General features: G+C 47.3%; 23 protein-coding genes. 7 read left to right on the top strand and 16 right to left on the bottom strand.

The window, feature by feature from the left end; translation table 11 throughout:
* Positions 1–127: 127 nt before the first annotated feature.
* From MUB35_RS20065 to MUB35_RS20050, 4 genes are read left to right on the top strand one after another with little or no spacing between them, the layout of a single operon-like run.
* Positions 128–1,255 carry a helix-turn-helix domain-containing protein gene (locus MUB35_RS20065; RefSeq protein WP_244806710.1) on the top strand — a complete coding sequence of 376 codons (1,128 nt, stop codon included), beginning with the start codon at positions 128–130 and terminating at the stop codon, positions 1,253–1,255.
* Positions 1,252–1,452 carry a PLDc N-terminal domain-containing protein gene (locus tag MUB35_RS20060; protein ID WP_033140422.1) on the top strand — a complete coding sequence of 67 codons (201 nt, stop codon included), beginning with the start codon at positions 1,252–1,254 and terminating at the stop codon, positions 1,450–1,452. The genes MUB35_RS20065 and MUB35_RS20060 overlap by 4 nt, the downstream gene beginning before the upstream one ends.
* On the top strand, positions 1,453–2,355 hold the full coding sequence (locus MUB35_RS20055; protein ID WP_244806709.1) for an ABC transporter ATP-binding protein: 903 nt from the start codon (positions 1,453–1,455) through the stop codon (positions 2,353–2,355).
* Positions 2,352–3,122 (top strand): ABC transporter permease, encoded by a 771-nt coding sequence (locus MUB35_RS20050; RefSeq protein WP_033140424.1) that lies wholly within the window; start codon positions 2,352–2,354, stop codon positions 3,120–3,122. The genes MUB35_RS20055 and MUB35_RS20050 overlap by 4 nt, the downstream gene beginning before the upstream one ends.
* Positions 3,123–3,186: 64 nt before the next feature.
* Here the strand turns inward: MUB35_RS20050 and atpC are convergent, their stop codons facing one another.
* The 9 genes from atpC to MUB35_RS20005 all read right to left on the bottom strand — a co-directional run bounded on the left by atpC (position 3,187) and on the right by MUB35_RS20005 (position 10,528).
* Complete coding sequence (gene atpC / locus MUB35_RS20045) at positions 3,187–3,600, bottom strand: ATP synthase F1 subunit epsilon (RefSeq protein WP_033140425.1); 414 nt, start codon at positions 3,598–3,600, stop codon at positions 3,187–3,189.
* A 27-nt stretch (positions 3,601–3,627) separates the two neighbouring features.
* Positions 3,628–5,016: a F0F1 ATP synthase subunit beta gene (gene atpD / locus MUB35_RS20040; RefSeq protein ID WP_033140426.1), complete on the bottom strand. Its 1,389-nt coding sequence runs from the start codon at positions 5,014–5,016 to the stop codon at positions 3,628–3,630.
* A gap of 44 nt (positions 5,017–5,060) precedes the next feature.
* On the bottom strand, positions 5,061–5,960 hold the full coding sequence (gene atpG, locus MUB35_RS20035; protein WP_033140427.1) for an ATP synthase F1 subunit gamma: 900 nt from the start codon (positions 5,958–5,960) through the stop codon (positions 5,061–5,063).
* A gap of 4 nt (positions 5,961–5,964) precedes the next feature.
* Entirely contained in the window at positions 5,965–7,473 is a 1,509-nt protein-coding gene (atpA, locus tag MUB35_RS20030) for a F0F1 ATP synthase subunit alpha (protein ID WP_033140428.1), read from the bottom strand.
* A gap of 5 nt (positions 7,474–7,478) precedes the next feature.
* Positions 7,479–7,988: an ATP synthase F1 subunit delta gene (gene atpH / locus MUB35_RS20025; RefSeq protein ID WP_244806708.1), complete on the bottom strand. Its 510-nt coding sequence runs from the start codon at positions 7,986–7,988 to the stop codon at positions 7,479–7,481.
* Complete coding sequence (gene atpF, locus MUB35_RS20020) at positions 7,963–8,460, bottom strand: F0F1 ATP synthase subunit B (RefSeq protein ID WP_033140429.1); 498 nt, start codon at positions 8,458–8,460, stop codon at positions 7,963–7,965. Before atpF ends, atpH begins: the two co-directional genes overlap by 26 nt.
* Positions 8,461–8,479: 19 nt before the next feature.
* Positions 8,480–8,695 carry an ATP synthase F0 subunit C gene (gene atpE, locus MUB35_RS20015; RefSeq protein WP_018594308.1) on the bottom strand — a complete coding sequence of 72 codons (216 nt, stop codon included), beginning with the start codon at positions 8,693–8,695 and terminating at the stop codon, positions 8,480–8,482.
* 36 nt (positions 8,696–8,731) lie between these two features.
* Positions 8,732–9,400 carry a F0F1 ATP synthase subunit A gene (locus tag MUB35_RS20010; protein WP_033140430.1) on the bottom strand — a complete coding sequence of 223 codons (669 nt, stop codon included), beginning with the start codon at positions 9,398–9,400 and terminating at the stop codon, positions 8,732–8,734.
* A gap of 390 nt (positions 9,401–9,790) precedes the next feature.
* Complete coding sequence (locus MUB35_RS20005) at positions 9,791–10,528, bottom strand: SIR2 family NAD-dependent protein deacylase (protein WP_033140431.1); 738 nt, start codon at positions 10,526–10,528, stop codon at positions 9,791–9,793.
* Positions 10,529–10,691: 163 nt separating this feature from the next.
* Between MUB35_RS20005 and MUB35_RS20000 the strand changes: the two genes are divergently transcribed.
* Both MUB35_RS20000 and trxA read left to right on the top strand, forming a co-directional pair.
* Positions 10,692–11,567 carry an NAD(P)/FAD-dependent oxidoreductase gene (locus MUB35_RS20000; RefSeq protein ID WP_244806707.1) on the top strand — a complete coding sequence of 292 codons (876 nt, stop codon included), beginning with the start codon at positions 10,692–10,694 and terminating at the stop codon, positions 11,565–11,567.
* Positions 11,568–11,660: 93 nt separating this feature from the next.
* Entirely contained in the window at positions 11,661–11,969 is a 309-nt protein-coding gene (gene trxA, locus MUB35_RS19995; protein WP_033140433.1) for a thioredoxin, read from the top strand.
* 63 nt (positions 11,970–12,032) lie between these two features.
* On the opposite strand, the gene MUB35_RS19990 is transcribed toward trxA, so the two are convergent.
* On the bottom strand, positions 12,033–12,704 hold the full coding sequence (locus MUB35_RS19990) for a Crp/Fnr family transcriptional regulator (RefSeq protein ID WP_033140434.1): 672 nt from the start codon (positions 12,702–12,704) through the stop codon (positions 12,033–12,035).
* Between the two features lie 86 nt (positions 12,705–12,790).
* Here MUB35_RS19990 and MUB35_RS19985 point away from each other — a divergent pair, with 86 nt between their 5' ends.
* Positions 12,791–13,483, top strand: coding sequence for a GDSL-type esterase/lipase family protein (locus MUB35_RS19985; RefSeq protein ID WP_244806706.1), 693 nt, complete (start codon positions 12,791–12,793; stop codon positions 13,481–13,483).
* A gap of 104 nt (positions 13,484–13,587) precedes the next feature.
* On the opposite strand, the gene MUB35_RS19980 is transcribed toward MUB35_RS19985, so the two are convergent.
* From MUB35_RS19980 to MUB35_RS19955, 6 genes are all read right to left on the bottom strand, one after another.
* Positions 13,588–15,006, bottom strand: a complete 1,419-nt coding sequence (locus MUB35_RS19980; RefSeq protein ID WP_244806705.1) for an MFS transporter — start codon at positions 15,004–15,006, stop codon at positions 13,588–13,590.
* 71 nt (positions 15,007–15,077) lie between these two features.
* On the bottom strand, positions 15,078–16,607 hold the full coding sequence (locus MUB35_RS19975) for a carboxylesterase/lipase family protein (protein WP_244806704.1): 1,530 nt from the start codon (positions 16,605–16,607) through the stop codon (positions 15,078–15,080).
* A 10-nt stretch (positions 16,608–16,617) separates the two neighbouring features.
* On the bottom strand, positions 16,618–17,832 hold the full coding sequence (locus MUB35_RS19970; RefSeq protein ID WP_244806703.1) for a hypothetical protein: 1,215 nt from the start codon (positions 17,830–17,832) through the stop codon (positions 16,618–16,620).
* A gap of 430 nt (positions 17,833–18,262) precedes the next feature.
* Positions 18,263–20,578 carry an alpha-L-rhamnosidase-related protein gene (locus tag MUB35_RS19965; RefSeq protein ID WP_244806702.1) on the bottom strand — a complete coding sequence of 772 codons (2,316 nt, stop codon included), beginning with the start codon at positions 20,576–20,578 and terminating at the stop codon, positions 18,263–18,265.
* A 381-nt stretch (positions 20,579–20,959) separates the two neighbouring features.
* Positions 20,960–22,171 (bottom strand): helix-turn-helix transcriptional regulator, encoded by a 1,212-nt coding sequence (locus tag MUB35_RS19960; protein WP_244806701.1) that lies wholly within the window; start codon positions 22,169–22,171, stop codon positions 20,960–20,962.
* A 60-nt stretch (positions 22,172–22,231) separates the two neighbouring features.
* On the bottom strand, positions 22,232–22,696 hold the full coding sequence (locus MUB35_RS19955) for a low molecular weight protein-tyrosine-phosphatase (protein ID WP_033140439.1): 465 nt from the start codon (positions 22,694–22,696) through the stop codon (positions 22,232–22,234).
* Position 22,697: the final 1 nt, after the last annotated feature.

Below are 22,697 nucleotides of genomic sequence, written 5' to 3'. Positions count from 1 at the left end.
CAGGTCTGAAGGACAGTATGCTGTGTCGGTTTCCCAACAGTTGATTTTGTATCTCAAAGTATCGCTGCAATCCATTGATAATTTTCAGTTACCTGCTTATAATCAACCATATAAGGAGGATGAAAGGATGAATATACTTAATTTTTCCGAAAACATCATTAAATTACGCCACAAAAAAGGAATCACCCAGGAAGAGCTGGCTGATTTCGTGGGTGTCACCAAAGCCTCTGTCTCAAAATGGGAGACAAAGCAGAGCCTGCCGGATATTATGCTGCTCCCCCGCCTGGCCGCCTATTTTGATGTCACAGTAGACGAACTTCTGGGATATGAGCCTAATCTCAGCAGGGAACAGATTCAGAAAATATATTTTGATTTCACGAAAGAATTCGCAGAACAGCCCTTTGAGGAGGTGATGGAGAAGAGCCGGCAATTGGTCAAAAAATACTACTCCTGTTCCCCCTTCCTTTTCCAGGTCTGTGTTCTTTGGATGAACCATGCCACCCTTGCCCCAAACCCGCAGATGCAGACAGAGATTCTGGAGGAAGCAGCCAGACTGTGTTCCCACATTATCAGTGACTGCAGGGAAATCCCCCTGTGCAACGACGCCCTCCTGTTAAAAGCCAGTATTGATCTGCTCTGCGGCAGGACCCAGGAGGTGATCGACACACTGGAAGAGATACTGAATCCGTATCACTACTCCTTTCAGGGGGAAACGATCCTGGTTCAGGCCTATGCTATTGCCGGTCAGAAGGAAAAGGCCAACCGGTACAGCCAGTTCGGCATGTATACCCATCTCCTTTCCCTTGTGTCGGGAGCTGTGCAGTATCTTTCCCTCCACGCGGAGGATATGGATTCCTGTGAGGAAACCATTCACCGCATTGACTGTCTCATGAAACTCTACAGTCTGGAGAATCTGCACCACAACACAGCCGCCCAGTTCCATTATCAGACTGCTGTCATCTGCTGCATACACGGAAGACTTGAGGAGGCTCTGGACCGCTTGAAAAAGTTTGCATCCATAACCGATTCCCTGCTGGAATGTGACAAGGTTTTCCTGCACGGAGATCAGTATTTCGATGCCATTGATCCTTATTTTGAACAGTCGGATCTGGGAGGGAACCTGGTCCGTGCTAAAAAAGTCATTGCGGACAGCGTGGTGCAGGCACTGGAAAACCCTGTGTTTCAGCCGCTTGAGAGCAGTGAAGATTACCGGAAGATCAAACAAATATTTATAGTGAGAGGAGAATCCCTATGACAGTTTCAGAACTTTTACCATTTCTCATTCCTTTAGCCATTGCGGAACTGCTTCTGCTTTTCATCACCCTGCGCCATATTCTCACCCATAAGAATTATAAGAGGGGTTCACGTGCCCTGTGGCTGGTTGTCACGATCGTGGGGCTGGAATTTATCGGGCCGGTCCTGTACCTTCTGCTCGGAAAGGAGGACAATTAAATGGATATGCTGACCCTTTCCCATGTATCAAAATCTTTCGGGAGTAAAAAAATCATTGACGACCTGAGCTTTACCGTACCGGAACACTGTGTCTACGGATTTATCGGACAGAACGGAGCAGGTAAGACCACCACCATGAAAATGATCCTGGGACTTCTGCAGACAGACAGCGGCACGATCAAAGTAAACGGGGAAACGGTCCGCTACGGGCAGAATCGTACCAACCGCTATATGGGCTACCTGCCGGATGTCCCGGAATTTTACGGATACATGACACCCTCGGAATATCTCAGACTGTGCGGAGAGATCACAGGAATGTCATCCGCCGGAATCCGCAAAAAATCAGACGAACTGCTGCACCTGGTGGGACTGGATAAGGAAAATAAACGCATTCACGGGTTTTCCAGAGGAATGAAGCAGCGCTTAGGAATCGCCCAGGCTCTTCTAAACGAACCAAAACTGCTGATCTACGACGAACCCACTTCTGCCCTGGACCCCCTTGGCAGAAAAGAGATCCTGGATATTCTTCTGTCCGTCAAAGACCATACCACGGTTGTCTTCTCCACACATATCCTCTCGGATGTGGAACGCATCTGTGATGAGATCGCTCTTCTCCACAACGGCCGCACCGCGCTTAAGGGGACTCTGGAGGAAATAAAGAGCAGACGAAAAGGCAACGGATTTGACATAGAATTTTACACGCCGCAGGACGCCGACGCCTTCGCAGCATCCATGTCCGGCAGCGAGAGAATAAGCGCAGTCCGCCTGTTCTTCCCGGGAAAAGATGAAAAAGACATGACACATGCCATGAAGATTCTGGCAGACAATGCGCTCTGTGTCCAGAAGGTGGAGATGCGGGAAGCCACACTGGAAAACCTGTTTATGGAGGTGATTGGGATATGAGACAGCTCACAGCTTTTACTAAAAAAGAACTGCGGGAATCTCTGCGCACCGGCAGAATGCCCCTGCTTGTGATTCTCTCTGTTTTATTCGGGATCATGAATCCCCTTGTTGCCAAGCTGACGCCCTGGATGATGGAGAACTTTGCCGGTTCCCTGGAGGAAAGCGGTATGGTCCTGACAGAGATCAAGGTGGACGTATTTACATCCTGGACGCAGTTTTATAAGAATACCCCCATATATCTGATTGTTTTTATTGTCATTGCAAGCGGTATTCTGACCACGGAATATCAGAAAGGCACCCTGATCATTATCCTGACAAAAGGCATGAACCGGTGGAAACTGATCCTGTCCAAAGCCTTTTCCGCCCTTCTTCTCTGGACTGTGTGTTACTGGATTTCTTTCGGGATCACCTATGCCTATAATATGTATTTCTGGGATAACAGCATGGCATCCCATATATTTTTCGGAGCCTTCTGCCTCTATATGACAGGGCTGTGGCTGATCACGCTTATTATGCTTATGTCCTCCCTGTGCAGCACCAATTATATGGTACTGGCCGGAACCGGAGGTGTGTTTTTCGTATTCTACCTGCTGGCATGGATACCTGATATGAAAAAGTATATTCCCACACAACTGATGTCCTCTTACAGCCTGCTTCCCCAGGCAGCAGATGTGTCTGATTTCATGTGTGCTGTGGTGATCACCGGCGTTTTATCGGTGGTGAATCTGCTTCTTTCCGTACTGATTTTTAATAAAAAGCTTTTATGAGACCAACGGATCATCCATAAAAAAAGAGACGAGGAATGTTCTCCTCATCTCCTGTATAAACGTCTTATACGTCATGCTTCTTTGCTGCTTTCATACGGGCCATGGCTCTTGCAAGGGATGCCTTGGATATATAATATTCCTGCAGACTCTGCTGCTGCCTGAGCTGTTCTTCCGCGCGCTCCAGGGCATCTTTTGCACGCTTCAGGTCAATATTCTCGGGGTACTCACAGCTGTCTACCAGAACAGTCACACGGTTATTGATGATCTGCGCAAACCCGTTTCCCACAATCGCTGTCTTCCACTCTTCACTGTCAGCAGGCTTAAAACGCATCTCACCGGGTACAATGGCAACCATCATATCCGCATGGTGGGCCAGAATGGAAATCTGGCCGTCCTTTGCAGGAAGCATGATACTGGTTCCTCTGCCGTGATAAAAATCTTTATCACTGGCAACGATATTCAGTCCGAATGTATTCATATACATGCACTCCTTTTCCGCCCTGCATTACTGCTCAGCTTTTGCTTTCTCCACCACCTCGTCAATGGTTCCCACATTAAAGAATGCATTCTCCGGATATTCGTCCATCTCGCCGTCCACGATCATCTTAAAGCCGCGGATTGTCTCTTTGAGAGGTACATATTTACCGGCAATTCCGGTGAACACCTCAGCCACATGGAAGGGCTGGGACAGGAATTTTTGGATCTTTCTGGCACGGGCAACTACTTTTTTGTCTTCCTCGGAAAGCTCTTCCATACCAAGGATAGCAATGATGTCCTGCAGCTCTTTGTACTTCTGCAGATACTCCTGCACCCTTCTGGCCACATCATAGTGCTCTTCCCCGACCACATCAGCCTCCAGAATACGGGAGGTGGATTCCAGCGGGTCAACCGCGGGATAGATACCCTGCTCCACGATCTTTCTGGACAGAACCGTAGTGGCATCCAGATGGGCAAATGTGGTGGCCGGAGCCGGGTCCGTCAAGTCATCGGCAGGCACATAGACAGCCTGCACACTTGTAACGGAACCGTTCTTTGTGGAGGCGATCCTCTCCTGCAGCTCACCCATCTCAGTAGCCAGGGTGGGCTGGTAGCCAACGGCTGACGGCATACGTCCCAGAAGCGCTGAAACCTCAGAACCTGCCTGGGTAAAACGGAAGATATTGTCAATGAACAGCAGCACGTTCTGGTGCTCCTGGTCACGGAAATACTCTGCCATGGTAAGTCCGGTCTCCGCCACACGCATACGCGCTCCCGGCGGCTCATTCATCTGCCCGAATACCAGGGCTGTCTTCTCCAGTACGCCGGATTCCTTCATCTCTGTCCAAAGGTCATTTCCCTCACGGGAACGCTCACCAACACCGGTGAAAATGGAGTATCCGCCGTGCTCTGTGGCAATATTGCTGATCAACTCCTGGATCAGAACGGTCTTACCAACCCCGGCACCGCCGAACAGACCGATCTTACCGCCTTTTGCGTAAGGCGCCAACAGGTCGATTACCTTTATACCAGTCTCCAGAATCTCGACTACTGGGCTCTGCTCCTCGAAGCTTGGTGGATCTCTGTGGATGACCCAGTGCTCCGCATTTTCAAGCTGTTCTCCGTTGTCAATGGTTTCGCCCAGCACGTTGAACAGACGTCCCAGTGTCTCTTTTCCCACCGGTACGGAAATACCTGCTCCTGTTGCCGTGACCTCCATATCTTTACAGAGGCCGTCGCTGGAAGCCAGCATGATACAGCGCACCGTATTGTTTCCGATGTGCTGTGCCACTTCCATCACAAGCTTCTTTCCATTGTTCTCCACGGTAAGGGCATCTTTGATATACGGAAGGTTCTGGTCTTCAAATTCTACGTCTACAACAGGTCCCATGACCTGTACGATTTTTCCTTTTTCCATAACGATTGCATCTCACAGTCGTGAGGAAACCTCCTTCCTGCTCGCTAGTTTTTATTCTTCTGTGCCTTGGCTCCGCTGATGACCTCAGTGATTTCCTGGGTGATCGCAGCCTGACGCACACGGTTATATTTTATTGATAAATCTTTCAGCATGTCTTTTGCACTGCTGGTAGCTGCATCCATGGCCATCATACGGGAATTATGCTCACTGGCATAGGATTCCACAAGACAGCCGTAAATGATACCGTGCAGGTAATTGGGAACAATGCTGTTCAGGACTTCTTCTGCGGAGGGAACCATCTCGATCTCCTCCTGATGAATATCTACCATCACCTGTGCCGGTGTACGGAAACTTGCTTTTTTAAGGGGAAGAAGCTGTTCCATCTCTGCCACCATATTGGCGGCATTGGCCATTCTCGTGTAAATGATATACACTTCATCCAGCTCCCCGGTCAGGTAATTGGCGATCATCTTCTCTGAGATCACCCTGGCCCGGTGCATGGTCGGCTTCTGTACTGTGAACCGGAAGTTCGTGTCAATATCCACGTTCTTCTTGTAGAAATACTGTCTTCCCACCTCTCCCAGCACAAAGAGCTGGGGATGCGCGTCATTTTCCATACATTCTTCTGCTATCTTAAACACATTGTGATTGTAAGCACCGGCAAGACCCTTGTCTGCGGAAACGACGATGTAGCCCGTTCTGCGTTTGTCTTCCGGAACATCAGCCCGCTCGTCAAAGAAACGGTTTCCTTCCGTATCCGGAGGCATATGACGGAGAACACGGCCGATCGCAGACTGCAGGGAATAAAAATACGGCTCCGTATCCGCCAGCACTTTCCTTGCTCTCTTTAACTTGGAGGAGGAAATCATGTACATGGCGTTGGTGATCTTCATCGTATCCTGGATACTGTTTATACGGCTTTGTATCTCTTTTGCACTTGCCATCTCATCACCTGCTCTTATTCTTAAATTCCTCTGCCACCTTTAAAATCTTCTCGCCCAGTTCGTCGGAGATGACTTTTTTCGTCTCAATCTCCTGTCCGATCTCCGGATAGTTTTTCTCAAAGTAAGCCAGCATATCTGTCTGGAACGGCTTCACATCCTTAATCTCCACACCGGAAAATACCTTATGTGTTGCTGTCCAGAGGGTGATAACCTGCTCATGGTTGGACAAGGGATGGCACAGAGGCTGTTTCAAAAGCTCCATCAGCGTCTTTCCGTAGGAAAGCTGTTCTTTTGTGGCATCATCCAGGTCAGACGCGAACTGTGTAAACACTTCCATCTCCCTGTACTGTGCCAGGTCAATCCTCATGCTGCCTGATGCCTTTTTCATGGCCTTTGTCTGGGCCGCGCCGCCCACACGGGATACGGAAAGACCCACATTGACAGCCGGACGGTTGCCGGCGAAAAACAGGTCACTTTCCAGGAAAATCTGTCCGTCTGTGATAGAAATAACATTGGTCGGAATATAAGCGGAAACGTCGCCTGCCTGTGTCTCAATGATAGGCAGTGCCGTGATGGAACCGCCGCCCGCCGCGTCGCTCAAACGGCTGGAACGCTCCAGCAGTCTGGAATGCAGGTAGAATACGTCGCCCGGGTAAGCCTCACGTCCCGGAGAACGCTCCAGAAGCAGGGAAAGGGCACGGTAAGCCACCGCATGCTTTGACAGGTCATCATAGACGATCAGCACATCCTTGCCCTGGTACATAAAGTACTCTGCCAGAGCGGTTCCCGAATAGGGAACAATATACTGAAGGGGCGCACAGTCGCTTGCTGTCGCCGCAAAGACTGTGGTGTAATCCATGGCGCCGTATTTTTCCAGAGTTCCGGTCAGTTTTGCAACTGTGGAGGCCTTCTGTCCGATTGCCACGTAGATACACATGACGTCCTTACCTTTCTGGTTCAGGATAGCGTCAATGGCAATGGAGGTCTTACCTGTCTGACGGTCGCCGATGATCAGCTCACGCTGTCCGCGGCCGATGGGGAACATGGAGTCAATGGCCAGAATACCTGTTTCCATGGGAACAGATACGGATTTACGGTCAATGATACCAGGTGCTTCCTGCTCGATGGGACGGTAATCCTCTGCCTTGATCTCTCCTTTTCCGTCAATGGGTGCGCCAAGGGCATCCACGATTCTTCCGATATAGCCTTCACCAACCGGAATACCTGCTCTTTTCTTTGTGCGGACAACTTTTGTGCCCTCTTTGATTCCCATGTCCTTGCCGAATATGATGACACCGATCTCATTTCTCTTGATATCCTGCACCATACCCTTGACACCGTTCTCAAAGGTCACGATCTCTCCGTACATCGCATGGTCTATTCCATAAACAGTCGCAATTCCGTCACCGACCCAGATTACGTTTCCCACTTCACGGACACCCGTTGTCATATCGAAATTTTCTATTTCTTCTTTCAGAATGGAGATAATCTCCTCTGAATTGATTGAACTCAAAGCGTTCACCTCCAGGTCAATTTTTGTTGTAGTGCATTGATTCTGCCCTTCAGGCTGTAATCAATCTCCCGGTCTCCTACGCGGAGGGTAAATCCGCCGACCAGGTCTTTTTCTTCCTGTAACTGAAATGCTACATCCTTTACGTGGTATTGCCTGCAGAGAAATCTTCTGATTCCTTCAAGCTGCTCCTCTGTAGGAAGTACCACATAAGACAGAGTGGCATTTAAAATATTGTTTTGCTCGTTGTAATACTCCTGATATGCCTTAAAAATTTCCTGTGCCTTGCCTGCTTTGTGGTATCTGCACAGTATTTTCATAAAATTATGTATCTCTTTCGGAAAAATCCGGTCTACAACTCTCTGCTTCGCCGCCAGGGATACAACAGGGCTTGAAAGCACTTCCGACACCTGGGGAACTTTCTCTAAAAGTTCTCTTGCGCCGGCTGCAGATTCCGGTGAAATGTTCAGCTCATACAGCACTTTCCCGTAATTATTCAGACTCTCTGTCATCTGCATCACCCGCTTCTGCTAAAAATGTGTCGTAGAGCATGCTGTTTCCCGCCTGGCTTCCGCCTGCAAGCATTTTTCTGGCTGCTTCCACGGCAAGGCCCGCGATTTCGGATTTTGCTCCTGCCAGGGCATTTTCCTTTTCCTGTTCTGCCGTTTTTCTGGCACTTTCCAGGATTCTGGCAGCCTGCTCATTCGCTTCCCGAACGGTACGCTCTGTCAGGGTCCTCGCATCCGCTTTCGCTTCCTCGATAATCTGTAAGGACTCGGCTTTTGCACCGCTTATTGCCATTTCATACTGGCCTTTCAGCTCATTCGCCTTTCCTTCTGTTGTCCTGGCATTTTCAAGCTGCTGTGCGATGAGTGTCTTTCTTTTTTCCATGATTCCCAGTATCGGTCCGATCAGGAATTTTTTCAGTAAGAGATAAAGAACTATCAGGTTAATTATGGTCCAGATAAGGCCCCAGCCTAAACTCAGCACCTGTCTTCACCTGCCTTCCTTATTTTACGAATAACAGTAATAAAGCGATAACGAAACCGTAAATAGCAGTTGCCTCTGCAAGTGCACATCCGAGTAACAGCGCTTTACTGATCTTTCCCTCTGCCTCCGGCTGTCTTGCGATCGCTTCTGTTGCTTTAGATGTTGCAAGACCGATACCTAAACCTGCTCCTAAACCTGTTAAAACTGCCATACCTGCACCAATTGCTGTTAACATATCTCTGTTCTCCTTTTCCAAATTTATTTTTAATGATTACTCTTCTATCTGCTCCTTGATAAAGAGCGAAGTTAAAAAAACAAATACATAGGCCTGAATCAGACCATCAAAAATGTCAAAATAAAAGCTGAATGGAATGGGTAAAACAACCGGTAAGATCATTTTGATCAGTTCCATTACAACAAATGATCCGATAACATTGCCGAACAACCGCATACAAAGCGATACCGGGCGGATAAATATCTCCATAATGTTAATCGGCGTAACAATGGCCATGGGTTCTGCAAAACTGTGCATGAACCGCTTAAACCCTTTCTGCTTCCATCCTGAATATTCAATCAGGAAGATGCTTATGATTGCCAGCCCTGCTGTCACGTTTAAGTCCTTTGTGGGCGGCTTAAAGCCCAGAAGACCAATTAAGTTAGCCACGCCAATATAGATGGCAGCGGTAATCAAGTAAGGAATATACTGCTTTCCTCTCTCGCCCAGAATATCCGCGAAAAAGTCATGCAGAAATCCAATAGATGATTCCAGAGCCAACTGTTTCTTACCGGGATTTTCCACCTTCAGATTTCTGACAAGAACGATGGATAATATCGTCAATGCTGCCATAATGATCCAGGTGACCACCACGGACTCCGTGACTGGTATCCCGCCAAAAATTGGGATGGTAAATACGGTCTCGCAGTTCAGCTCTTCCGTAATCCTATCCGCTATAGTTCCCGTAGGACATCCTCCCTTTCTATTTTATGATTTTTTAACTTCTCCTTTCTTATTTATTTATGATTCCAGAAAACATTACAGCTAATTTTTTCATTTGTCAATCTTTCTTTATATTTTTTTCGATGTGGCTTTCCTGTGATTTTACGGACAATTTTTCAGACATTTTTTCAATTTCTTTTATGGTTTTCTCCCTGTTTTTGGAGGGTTTTCGTGTACCAATTGGTATATGGAAAAATACAACTGATTTTTTTCATAAATACAAGTTGTTTTTTTGATTAATTTTTGTGAAATATGTTAGTGTTTTTCTAAATCCCTCATATAAAAAGCGCCTCATTCACGAAAAACGGGGCGCTTTTTTGTTAGGTTTTCACATTAATAACCTAGTTTCGTAAAAACATTTCTCGGCTCATCCCAGATGACAAGGTCTGCTCTGCTGTCTGAGTGATGATGCTCTTTATGAATGATGACCAGATTCGTTCCCTCAAAGTATTTGATATACTTGGAAAACACCTCGGAATCCAGTGTCGTTCCAAGAAGAATCAGGGTATCCGCGTTCTCAATCTCCCAGGTTGCCCTTGTCATGAGCTGGCTGTCCATCATTTCGCCAAAGAGAGCCACCTGCGGGCGGATGACACGGCTGCAGTCCTCACACAGCGGTACTTTTTTGGACGCTCTTATATATTCCAGCGGATATTTCCTTCCGCAGTGAGGGCAGATATTCTCATGGATGCTTCCGTGCAGGTTGATCACATTGCGGCAGCCTGCCTTCTGGGGATATCCGTAAATATTCCCGGTAATGATACACTTCAGCTTTCCCTTCTGCTCCATCCTGGCTGCCACACGGAACGTGTCGCTGGTGTCCACATCCCCCTGGAGAACTTCGTCGCGGTAAAATTTGAAAAACTCCGCCGGCCTGTTGTTGTAGTACACACTGGTAAATATATCCTCCGGTGACACACCGTATGTCTTCTCGATCTCATACGCTTTCTCCGGTGTCTTCATTCCCATGTATCCGCACTCTGCCATCATGCCGGAACCGCTTAAAATGACTGTATAGGCGCTGGCATCAAGGATTGCCCTCAGCCTTTCAATCTTTTTTTCCTCTTCCATAAATCTTTCCTCCTCCCGGCCATTTCTTATGTTTATATTTTACCATTTTTCTCTGTTTTTATAAAGGCTTTTTTCTTATGTAACCAGGTCACCAACAAAACCTGTGTCTTTTGGTAAAATTTATGATAAGATAAGAGTAGAAAGAAAGGAAGTGCCTGAATATATGGAAAAACTGATTATCGCCGGCGCAGGACCTGCCGGAATCTCCGCTGCTCTGTACGCAGTCCGCTCCGGCATCACGCCGCTTATCATACACAAAGGTATCGGTGCTCTGGAAAAGGCAGCGAAGATTGAAAATTATTACGGACTGCCTGACCCTGTTTCCGGACAGGAGCTGTATGAGAACGGTCTGAAGCAGATCAAAGCCCTGGGAGTCCCTGTCGTGGAGGATGAAATGCTGTCTGTGGAATACGACGGCGATTACACGATCCACACCATCACGTCCACCTATCAGACCAAGGCATTGATCCTGGCAACGGGAACCAAAAGGAACACGCTTGCCCTTAAGGAAGCCCGCAGATATGAAGGCAGCGGTATCAGTTACTGTGCCATCTGCGACGGTTTTTTCTACCGCCAGAAGGATGTGGCAGTGATCGGCAACGGAGAATACGCCCTGCATGAGGCAAAGGTGCTGGAACCCATGGCCGCCAAAGTCACGATCCTCACCAACGGCATGGAACCCACTTTTGAAAAAGAAGCGCTGGGAACCATCCAGGTTGAGACAAGGAAGATCATTTCCGCCGGAGGAGAGCCCACTTTAAAATGGCTGGAACTGGAGGATCACGAAAAATTCCCGCTGGACGGACTTTTCGTGGCGCTCGGAACCGCAGGAAGCACAGATATTGCAAGAAAACTGGGCTTGATGATAGAAAACAATCATATCATGATAGAGACAGACACCAGCACTGCCCTTCCCGGACTTTTTGCAGCAGGAGACTGCACAGGCGGCCTTCTTCAGGTATCAAAAGCCGTCTATGAAGGAGCTCTTGCGGGAACAAAAGCTGTGAAGTATTTAAAAAAGCTTCCGGAAGCAGTGTGACACAGTCACAGAAAAGCGGGCCTGCATCTGATAGAATAGGCTCATAAAGATGAGAAACCAAAAATTTATGATAAAAATAAGGAGTGTATAATTATGGCAATGGTATTTGATGAGAAAAACTTTAAAAGTGAGGTATTGGATTCTGTTGTTCCTGTAATGGTAGATTTCTGGGCAACCTGGTGTATGCCCTGCCGCATGTTGGGGCCGGTTATTGAGGAGATTGCCGAGGAATCCAAAGGCGCGTATAAAGTAGGCAAAGTAAATGTGGATGAGAATCCGGGTCTGGCTTCCTCCTACGGCGTTATGAACATTCCCACGGTTCTGGTGTTCAAGAATGGAAAGGTTGTGGAAAAATCTGTGGGAGTTGTTCCAAAAGGGCAGCTTTTGAATCTTCTGAAATAAAAACAGAGATGGATGGATAAAAGGGTGCGGCTTCCTGCCGCACCCTTTTTCGTCATGCCTGCCTTACGGCAGCAGCTCATAAAGGCTGCTTTTATTTTCAATCTTGATTCCGCCGCGGAACAGGGATATATCCCCCTTTTTTACCATCTGTTTCAGGGTTCTGCTCACCGCTTCCCTGGCACTGCCGATGGCTTTTGCGATTTCCTCATGGGTCATACGGATGCTGTCATCCTTCCTCTGTGCGGATTCGTCGATGAGAAAAGCGGCGATCCTCTGAGTCAGACTTAAAAACAGCATCTGCTGCAGAGCCTCCACAACGCTTGAAAAACGCTCCGTTGCGATCTTGTAGGCATAATTCTCCACATAGATATTGTCCACCGCAAGAGCTGAAAATACAGGTGCCGGTATCAGCAGAACATCACAGTCCGCCTCTGCCTCTATCTCCACATCAAAGGTGATGGCCGACAGGGCACAGGAGGCTGTGAGCACACAGGTATCCCCTTCCCTGATCCGGTATATGGTCACCTCTTTGCCCTCGTCAGACAAAAGATACGCACGGATAACGCCCTTTAAAATAAATACGGTTCCCAGGCATTCCCTGGTGGGTGAATAGATCAGGCTTCCCGCCGGATAGTGCACTTCTCTGGAATCCCGGCACACCCTCTCCTGCTGCTCTTTTGTCAAATGTTCCCAGAAAGGTGTCTGCACCAGAACTTCTTTTATTCTATCTTCCATTTTTGTATCCTTCCCTTGCAATTCCATTTTTTAGCCCTTACAATAAGATATGCATGTGAAATATGAAAAAAGGAGAAAATTCCTTTATGAGACAAAAGAAACTTTCTGATTACCTGCTGCGCTTTGCCGTTCTTCTGGCCGTCATACTCCTCGTCCTCCGGCTGACCTGCCCTTCCCAAACGCGGATCGCCTGTGTGGGGGACAGCATAACCTACGGCGCCACGATCCGGGACAAAAGCCACGACAGTTATCCCGCACAGCTTGGAACTATGCTCGGCCGGAAATATTCCGTAAAAAATTTCGGTGCCAGCGGATACACACTTCAGGAAAGCTGTGACAGACCTTATACGAGCCACAAGCGGTACAAAAAAAGCCTGGACTTCAAACCGGATGTGGTGCTGATCATGCTGGGGACCAACGATACAAAGCCCTATAACTGGATCAGCACAGAGGCATTCCAGGATGATTACCGGCAGTTGATCCTCTCCTACCAGGAGCTGCCATCCAGACCGGATGTCATTCTCATGACGCCTGCCTCTGTATTCCCGGAGAATTTCAATCCTGCAAAGCCCTATAAGATACGGGCCGGCGTAGCCGGCGAATCAGCAAAAGCAGTCCGTGAGCTCGCCAAGGAACTGGGACTGCCTTTTATCGATATTCATGAGGTGACTGCCAGCCACCCCGAATTTTTCCTCCAGGACGGTGTCCATCCCAACGAATTGGGAGCCAAAGCCATTGCCCGGACTGTCTATGAGGCCCTGAAGGATTGGGGGTACTAAGCTTTCCCTCTCTTTTCATCAATATACCACATATCAGGAAGTTATTCCAGTACAGAATATTTTAACCGGTCTGCCGGCACTACTTTTTCATACGGTCAGCGCAGTCAATACGCAGACCTGTCTGAACTGTTACGTTTTGCCATCTCTGTGCGGATCACCGGCAATTCTTTGTCCAGGCGGTAAAACAGCATAAGTACAGAGCACAGGGCCACACAGATAACGGGAATCCAGTTGTAGCAAAAGCTGATCGCGCTCTGTGCACCTGCTGACTGCACGGCTTTTGCCGCATCGAATCCGCCTGCCGCAAGAATCCAACCCATAACTGCCTGTCCAAGACCGAGTCCCAGCTTCTGGGCTGTGCTGACGCCTGCATTGCCCATTCCCACAGCCACAACACCGTTCTTCCACTCTCCGTATTCAATCGTATCTGACACCATTCCAAAGGCCATACCGCCGGCAGCCCCTAACCCCACGCCTTTTACTGCGTTAAAGAAAATAAGTAACGGAAGGTTTGTACCGCACAGGCCTGTGCCTGCGAATCCCGCCATCATAGCAATAAGACCGACCTGATAGGTTCTGTGTTTTCCGAATTTCTTCATGAATGCCGGTGTGAGGAACATGATGCCGAACTGTGCGATGGACAGCGCGTTGTTGATCGGGGTGTAGAAGCCTATATCCCCGAGAACATACTGCGCATAGTAGGCTGCCGCCACTGCGTACATGACAATGACAAAGAAAATCAGGAACATGCAGACTGTCATCAGAACCCAGTATTTATTTTGGAACAGGGATTTTACGGCTTTCCTTGCAGGTACGGATTTTTCTTCTTTTTCCCCTTCTGACTGTTTTTCCATGTTTTTTACGCGTTCCTTTGTTCCGAAGAAACAGAGGATACTGGCAGCAATGACAATTATGCCTACAATCATAAAGGCTTTTGTCCATGCTTTCTGTGTGTAGATATCACCGTCTCCGAATTTGTTCAGCCAAGTGAGGAAGAAGGTGTTCATGGTGATGTTCGCCAGTGTCTGGAAAATCATGTTCATGTTGCCCAGCAGACCACGGTCAAAGTCATTCTGGGTCATAAGGTAATTCATGGAAGTATACGGAACATACATAGCTGTGTAGAATACGGCGTTTACCAGGTTATACATGATAAATATGTAGACGTATTTTATAAATCCGGTCATGGATGCCGGGATACAGAACAGCAGCAGTGTGGAAACTGCCAGCGGAATACACATGCGCACCAGCCAGATCCTGGCCTTGCCGTGTTTGGATTTGGTGTGGTCCACGATTCCGCCCATGATCAGATCGCTGATACCGTCAAATACTTTTGACAGGGCAATGATCGTGCCTGCCACACCTGCATCCACGAAGGATACATTGGTCAGATAGATCATAAAGAAGGCTGACATGATGCCGTTTACCCACGCCATACCATAGTTGCCGATACCGTAGCCGATGCGTTCGCTCCAGCCTAATTTTGCTTTGGGGTCATTATGTTTTGATGCATAACTAAACATTTTCTTCTCTCCTTTTCAGGGCAGTGTTTGGTCTTTACTGCCTCAGTTGTAACGCTTCAGCCACGTTACCCTCAGTTTTCATAAAACCGCATGTCCTTCCAGAGTTCCATAAGCTTACTGAAATCCCGTATTTCTGTCCTGCTCACTCTGTCAAAGACACGGACCGGGGTGTGATATCCCGTGTATTTTGGCCAGTTCTCTTTATCGGGTTCCCCTGTTTTTATAAACCGGACCCAGGAACTGTGCATAGCTTCTATCAGCGTGTCTGCGGTTTCCTCCGTTTCCCCGTCAAAGATAAATCTGCTGAAAGCAAATTCTTTGTCGGCGAACATACAGGGAAGTTCATAAGCGTGGGAGGCTCCCATCCCTGTACTTTTCCCGGATCTTGAAACAAATTCAAAGCTATACAGCCACACATCCCCGTATGCTTTCTGGGCCTGCGCTGCCTTCAGGGAAGGCATACGAAAAGCGTAGTCTGTGGCAAAATTTATAAACGGTTTTAACTGTTCCGCCGGGACTTCTCTTTGTCTGTCTGATACTTCTTTCAGCTTCTGTTCTTCCGGGGAAGACTGGTAATAACGGATCATTTCCGGAAGCGCGGCGGCATGTCCGTTCTTCTCAAACATAGCAGCAGTCATGGCCCAGTTGTTTGGAAACCCCGTCTTTTCCGGATGGACGAACAAGGTTCCCTCATGCTTGTTGGTACCGATGAGAAGCTTTACTCCCTCTGCGCTGCCGCTGCGGATGGCATCAATGGGGCGTACGGGAAGCAGATCGTCCTGTATAGGGCCGGGAAGAAAGATTCCCGGGTTTTTGTACTGGTGCTTTTCTGCCACATAAGTATTGCCTTTCTGCAATTCAAAGGGATTTATGGTTCTGAGCTTCTGCAGATCCCCCACGTTCCACCTCATGCCTTCCAGAAACAGATCTGTATTCTCTCCGGCTGTCCTGTGGGTGGCAATACAGTTCGGCAGGGGGCTTTGTGCGATTGCCTGGCTGAACATACCTTTTACGGCGGGAGCTGCCAGCATATTGATCACAGAGGCTCCGCCGGCTGATTCTCCGGCTATGGTGATGCGGCCGGGGTCGCCGCCGAAAGCTTTTATATTTTCATGGATCCAGGTTATGGCAAGAATCTGGTCAGATACACCGCAGTTACTCTCAAAATCTTCACAGCCGGGGTATGTTGTAAAGTCATAAAATCCCAGTACATTTAAACGATACTGAACGGAGACAAAGACAATACCTTTTTCCGCAAATGAGACACCGCTGTAAAGGGGAACGGACGCTGATCCCGTATTGTATCCACCGCCGTGTATCCACACAAGAACCGGCAGATCCTTTCCCTCCATGGGGCGTCTTATGTTCAGGGTAAGGCAGTCTTCGCTGCCTTTTAACTGTCCTTCGTCCAGTCGGACAGCTTCTTTTCCATAGTCTCCGGCATCATAAATCCCTTGCCATGGAGCCACAGGCTGTGCTCTTTTAAAGCGCAGGCTGCCAACGGGAGGCTGTGCAAATGGGATGCCCAGATATTCCACCAGATTGTTTCTCAGATAGCCTTTTACTTTCCCGGATGTTGTATTTACCACGTATTCTTTCATTGCGGTTTCCTCATGATTTCTTCCTTAAAAGTGCCACTTTTTTCCCTGCTGCAGCTAGGTCTTCGTTACCGCCCGCTGCCTCCTGTAAGACATATGCCTTTAATCTTGGTCTGCAGTTCTTATGGGGTTCCTCGAAAAATCCGAAGTACACTTCTGCCCGGCCGCCGATCTGGTTTTTCTCTATGCCCTGCTTTTCCAGCATTCCTGTCTCGGTCAGCAGCCGGAAATTATAGATAGTCCGGACATAAGGGAGTTCTCCCGCAAGCTGCAGCAATTTACGTGTATATTCAGCCTGCATTTTTTCAAGCTTGGGATCTCCGCAGTCTGTAAAACCTGTTTCCGTTAGGATGACCTGTTTCTCTGCATCACCGTATTTGCACATGACACGATATGCTGCGTCGTTATAATCCTTCCACAGATAGTCCGGTTCCTCAATGTGCAGGAACAGATCCGCCTCTCTTTTATCCTGGCAGGTACTCATCTGATAGGGGTGCCATGCCACCAGGTCAAAGTAATCATCCGGGTCTGTGGACCAGAATTTTCCTGACCGGATGCGGCTGTAAATCTTGTCCAGAGTCCACGCGATTCCATACATGGGCGGCAGGAAGTCCGGCAGATTTCCTCCCAGCCAGGGCGTGCTCAGCGCCGGGGAAAAGGAAACAACTTTTGCATTGGGGTTCGCTCTTCTGATGCCCTTTGCGGCAAAATACATGAGGTCAACCGCTATGTCCAGCTTCTCCTCCGGGCTAAACGGCTCTGACATATCGCTGTCAAGAAATCCGTCAGGCTGCAGAAATGCATTGATGTTCCACTCGTTCCCCACCTCCCACTGGGACACCTGTGGAAACAGGGATACCATGGTAAACCAGGACTGCTCCAGCATCTCAAGTGTCTGACGGTAAAGACTGCCTTCTGTCAAATCCCGCCTTGGAACTGCATGCCCTGTATGCTGAATACATCCCTCCGGCAGAAACCACTCGTGGCTCATGCCCGTCACTTCCAGATCCAGCTCCACTGCCCTGTCCAAAAGCTCTGTATGAGCGGAAACAGCCTCCTCATCAGGTGTAAGAGGGTCCTTCAGGATCTCTGTCAGATGCATCCAGGAACGGTATGCCGTACATCCCAATGCCTTTACCAAATCCAGATATTCTGCTGCCGGTACATGGGTATCCCGCTCCCGCTGGATCAGCGGTTCCCCGATTCCGTAAAAACGTTCTGAAATCATGTGCTTTCTCCTTTGATTGTCTTGTGTTTTGATGTATTTATAATAGCAGTGGACGGGAAATTGATATACTGTTATTTTGTTGTTTTTGTAATTATTTTGTTGTAATAATGGTGTTGTGTGGGGATGGGGAAAGGAGGAAGAGAGCATTTAGGGATGGGCGGAAAATATATAATTATCTGGTAAAATAATAAAAACCCTTTTGCATACAGACTGCTGCTCTGGTGTTACAGCCTGTATGTAAAAGGGGTTGTGTAATAATGTTATTTTTTGTTTCAATCCACATTCGGTAATTTCACAGCGTATGATTACGTCATATATGGATGCGAGGCTTGCTCTCATGTCCGTGAAGGATACGGTTTCTCCCTGTCCGTCACTGCCGCTGAGTTTGTTTTGGCGATTTATGCCTCCGCCTATAAAGGTGAGGAAATTTTCACACAGGCGCAGGCAGCACCTCTATATCTTCCGGTACCGTATACTCCACTTTACAGTTCCCATGTTCCAATTTCCATGACACCTGTATATCACCCACCGGTGTTTTTACTTTCCCTGACGCATGTGTCAGATATCCCGCTGTGGGAGCAATGCGGACTTTTCGGAATCCGGGTTTTGCGGGGCGTACCCCAAGCGTGACGCAGGGCAGTTCATATAAAATAAGAGCACCCCATCCGTGGCATTCACTCCTGGCATATGCCTCTGCTTCCACACAGGTCGTGCAATGATTTCTGACCATATTTCTCCATATCTCCCAATACTGGTTTGTATATTGATACAGTCCTGTCTTTTCCAGAGCCCGGAAGAGATAGAAACACATGGCAACGGTACACTGGGTATACTTCTTATTTTTTATGGTTTCCAACAGATTCCCGGTCCCGGTAATTGTATCTACAGTATCTGTCAAAACCGCAAACACCTGGCAGTGCTGACTGTATTCCTCGACTCCGGGGCCGTCCTGAAGCATACTATTTTTCCCTGTACAATAGGTTCTGACAGCATTCCTGACTTTTTCCGCCTTTTCCGAAAATCTGTGCGCCTCTTCCCTTCGGTCCAAAAATAACGCCAGCTTTGCAGCATGCTGAAGGCCGTAAATATATAATAGACTTTCCATTGTAATTGGTCCATTCACCCCGGCCGGAGGCATTCCTGTGGTGTCGTTCCACTCCTCTGCCCAATCAATAAAAGACCAGAAGGGAGTCTCCATATTCATTCCTCCGATTTTCCCCACATATCCCTGCGGGGTCAGATTTCTATCAAAAAAGTTTAAGATCTGATGAATTGCCGGCATGTGTTCCTCTATCAGCTTTTTGTCACCGAAATACATCATGTGGTCATAGACCATCAATATATAATAAACGGAAAATCCGGGAATCACATTGGGATTGCAGTTCGGATAGCAGCAATTCAGCAGACCGTCATACCGCTGGGAACGTTTTAAATCGTCCAGACATTTCCTGGCTAGTCTGTCATCCGCACTGACTGCATATGTGTAGAGAATCTGCTGCCTTGCATCCATTATATACTGGAGCTGCTCATAAAAAGGACAATCCTCGTAGCTTTCATGCATACACCGTCTCAGAGTTCTTTCGCTGATATCCCAAATGTCTGCTAAAGTGTTATCGGAGGTTGTAACCTCTGTCTGCACCTGCAGAGGGTATCCTGTTTCTTCGTAATGCATGCTGCAGAGTGTAAGCGGTTCCTGTCCTGTAATGATGTGCAGCCGTATAAAACGGAAGGTACGGAACCAATAAGGTTCATAAGTTTCCGGCATATCCGGACTGCCAAATCCCCCCACAGAATATGTGTCTTCATAGCCCTGCAGATGGCCGTTCATGTTATCTGCTCGGTCTCTTTTTACCGGAATTTTTTCCGGTCCTGTAAAACCATTTTGGACGTAAGCTTCCGAATAGAGGAATTGCACTTTGGAGCCTTTTCCGTGACAAAATTCTGTTTTCAAATATCCTGTCATTTCTTCTCCTGCGTCAAGTTCTATGATTTCTTCGGTTTCTGCAGGGAATTTTAAAGTTCTTTTTCCATTTATAAAATCTGACCAATCCTGACCGGTATATCCGGATTTTTTAACATCCATAACACCGGAAAACTGACGCTCTTTCCGGTACATAAACGGGATAGTCCGGGGATATAAATTACCCGGGCTGATGGCTTTTGAAATCTGTTTATTGATATACGGTCTTGCCGCATCCCATAGGCTGTCATCATAGGTATCTGTCTTCCAGCCAAAGAGTTCCGGATTTCCTATAGCATTTTCATGTATGATCAGGGGAGCAAAACGTTCCTCTTCCCGAATAAATAAGACGGAATCATCTTTTTTGCATTTCCAGGATGCGTCGGCGGACAACGCATATTGTTTTCCGCTGACAGTCCGTATTTCCCCCTTCACGTTCAGGCCCGGTACCGGTGTACGGAACATTCCGTGATTTCCTTTTTCCGGGTCCTGGGGATAGCGGAGAACAGAGACTGCGATTACATTTATACCCTCTTTCAGATATGGCATTATGTCAATGGTATCATAAAACCATATCTGCAGATCGCCTCTGGAAGGTCCTGCCTCTATGAATTTCCCATTGATATATAGTTTATAGCGGGTGTCTGCGGATATGTGCAGGGCGGCTTCCTTTATTTTTCCGTCTATGTCTATTGATTTGCGGAAAAACACGATTCGCGGATTTTCCTTGTCTTCCGAATTCCAGGACGGGCTCCAGATCCAGTTTGAATCTTTCAGATATTCCATGGCAAACTCCTTTAGATAGTATGATTGTTGGCAGATTGACTAATGTCTTTCTGCCTGTGATTTTTCCTGTTTTGTTGATGGGAACGGGTCTGTAATATTGGGGAATATAGGTATGTATGGATTGCCGTTACCACCGCTTCTGTTCCGTTTTTTGAAGATTCGTCGCTCCACTCATGGTTGTCATTCCACTCATAGTGGCAGCGAATCCTCAGTTATTTTGTTGAAGATATCTTAACAGGAATCTACAAATGGATATATCTGTATTTTGATCTTTTTGATTTTATTTTGTTCTTATTTTATTAGTGCTGTCTTTCTTTTGTTACTTTTTGCTATTCCTACGTTCTTTTGTCATTCCTCATATTTTATACATTTTTGTTTTTTCTATTTTTCTTCCAGAAATTCCGTTGGTTTATAGGATTCCCGGTACTGTCTTGGTGTCATGTTCTTTTTCGCTTTGAAAATTTTTCCAAAGTAACTTTGTGACGGAAAATTGACGTACTCTGCTATTCTCGGAATCGATTCCTCTGAATAAATCAAAAGGTTTGCAGCACGTTCAATTCTTATATCGTTCACATAGTCCTGGATACATATGCCTGTCTCTCTTTTGAAAATTCGTGATAAATAACTGCTGCTGATTCCCAGCTTACCTGCAATATCATCCAGATATACTTTTTCTTTGAAATGCTTCTTTACATAATCCTTACACTGCTCTGTATAACTGGAAGTATGGCGCTTAGTCTTCAGCTCACAGACACGTTTTGTAAGTTCCTCTATGGCATGATTCCGATAGGCAAGAATCTGCATTATATCTTTACATTCTGACCCTTTATTAATGTAATACCCGCTCATGCGATAAGCCGCATATGGCATTAATCCGCCCTCAATCGCCGCGCGAGCACACAAAGTCACACCTACAACCAGCATATTCCGCCAATGGGTCAGCTCACTGGCTCCCAGTTTTCCGACTTCCGCATCCATATCTTTTGACAAACGGACTGCCTCTTCCACATTCCCCTCACGCACCATATCCAGAAGTTTCCTCTCTTCCTGATAGGAATGGCGGTAAAAGTCTTCTTCCTCAGACTTTAAGGTAAACAAAATCTGCTCTTCCGTTTCTTGTTCTTTCGTGACCGGAACCAGATGATTGGCATCCAACAGCTGCTGATCCGTGTATTCTGCATCGCACACAATTTTTGCAAGTATGCAAACTGTCTGAAGTATTTCAGTAACCGTAAACTGGCGAAGGTTCTTCTCTGCATCTTCCGGTATACCATATGCGCGATAGAACTTGTGTCTTTCGATTTTATTAAAGAAAACCGTGCACATTGGACCAGCCAGATAGTACGCATCTGGCGCCTTGATACAAACAAAATAGGCCTGGTAATCGTCTTTACAGATATATGGAACTGTTTGTTTTTCTGCATTTTCTGCCAGGAAACACTGCAGTTCTGCGCAATGGTGTAAAGGATTGTGAGCAGAATTTTTCTGATATGAAATGATGTTGTTATCTTTTAAAGAAAATATACCAACGCCCTGCAGCTCTGACAGGTGCGTTAACAGGTATCGGGTTTGTGGCGTTTGGCTCTTCTGCATTGTTTCAAACCTTCTTTGCTGTTTTTTTACTGATGGCTTTTTCTGCTGGCTGCAGCCGGATCAGATTTTCTTCTGACGCCGCAAAGTCTCCAGAAAGGCCCGGCAGCCTTCAACAATGTCGGAATATGTTGTTTCAAAATCCCCTGTATACCATGGATCTGCGATGTCTCTGGGATGCTCTGAAAAATCCAGCAGGCGGCAGATCTTATGTTCCGGATCGTGGCCTGCAATGCGGTTCATGTTACGGATATTCCACGCATCCATGCCTATGAGGTAATCATATTTTGCGTAATCTGATTTTTTCATCTGCACCGCGTATTTGCCCGCTGTGGAAATGCCTACTTCACGAAGTTTGTTCCGTGTTCCGTGGTGTACCGGATTGCCGATTTCTTCTGTGCTGGTGGCAGCGGATGCGATGTAGAAATTGTTGGATAGGTTTTCTTTTTGGGTTATGTCTTTTAGGACAAATTCGGCCATGGGGGAACGGCAGATGTTGCCGTGGCAGATGAATAGTACTTTTATCATT

It is taken from the genome of Blautia sp. NSJ-175 (genome assembly GCF_022867815.1).
Taxonomy (GTDB): Bacteria; Bacillota; Clostridia; order Lachnospirales; family Lachnospiraceae; genus Blautia; species Blautia celeris.
This window is presented reverse-complemented; position numbering and strand designations above follow the sequence as displayed.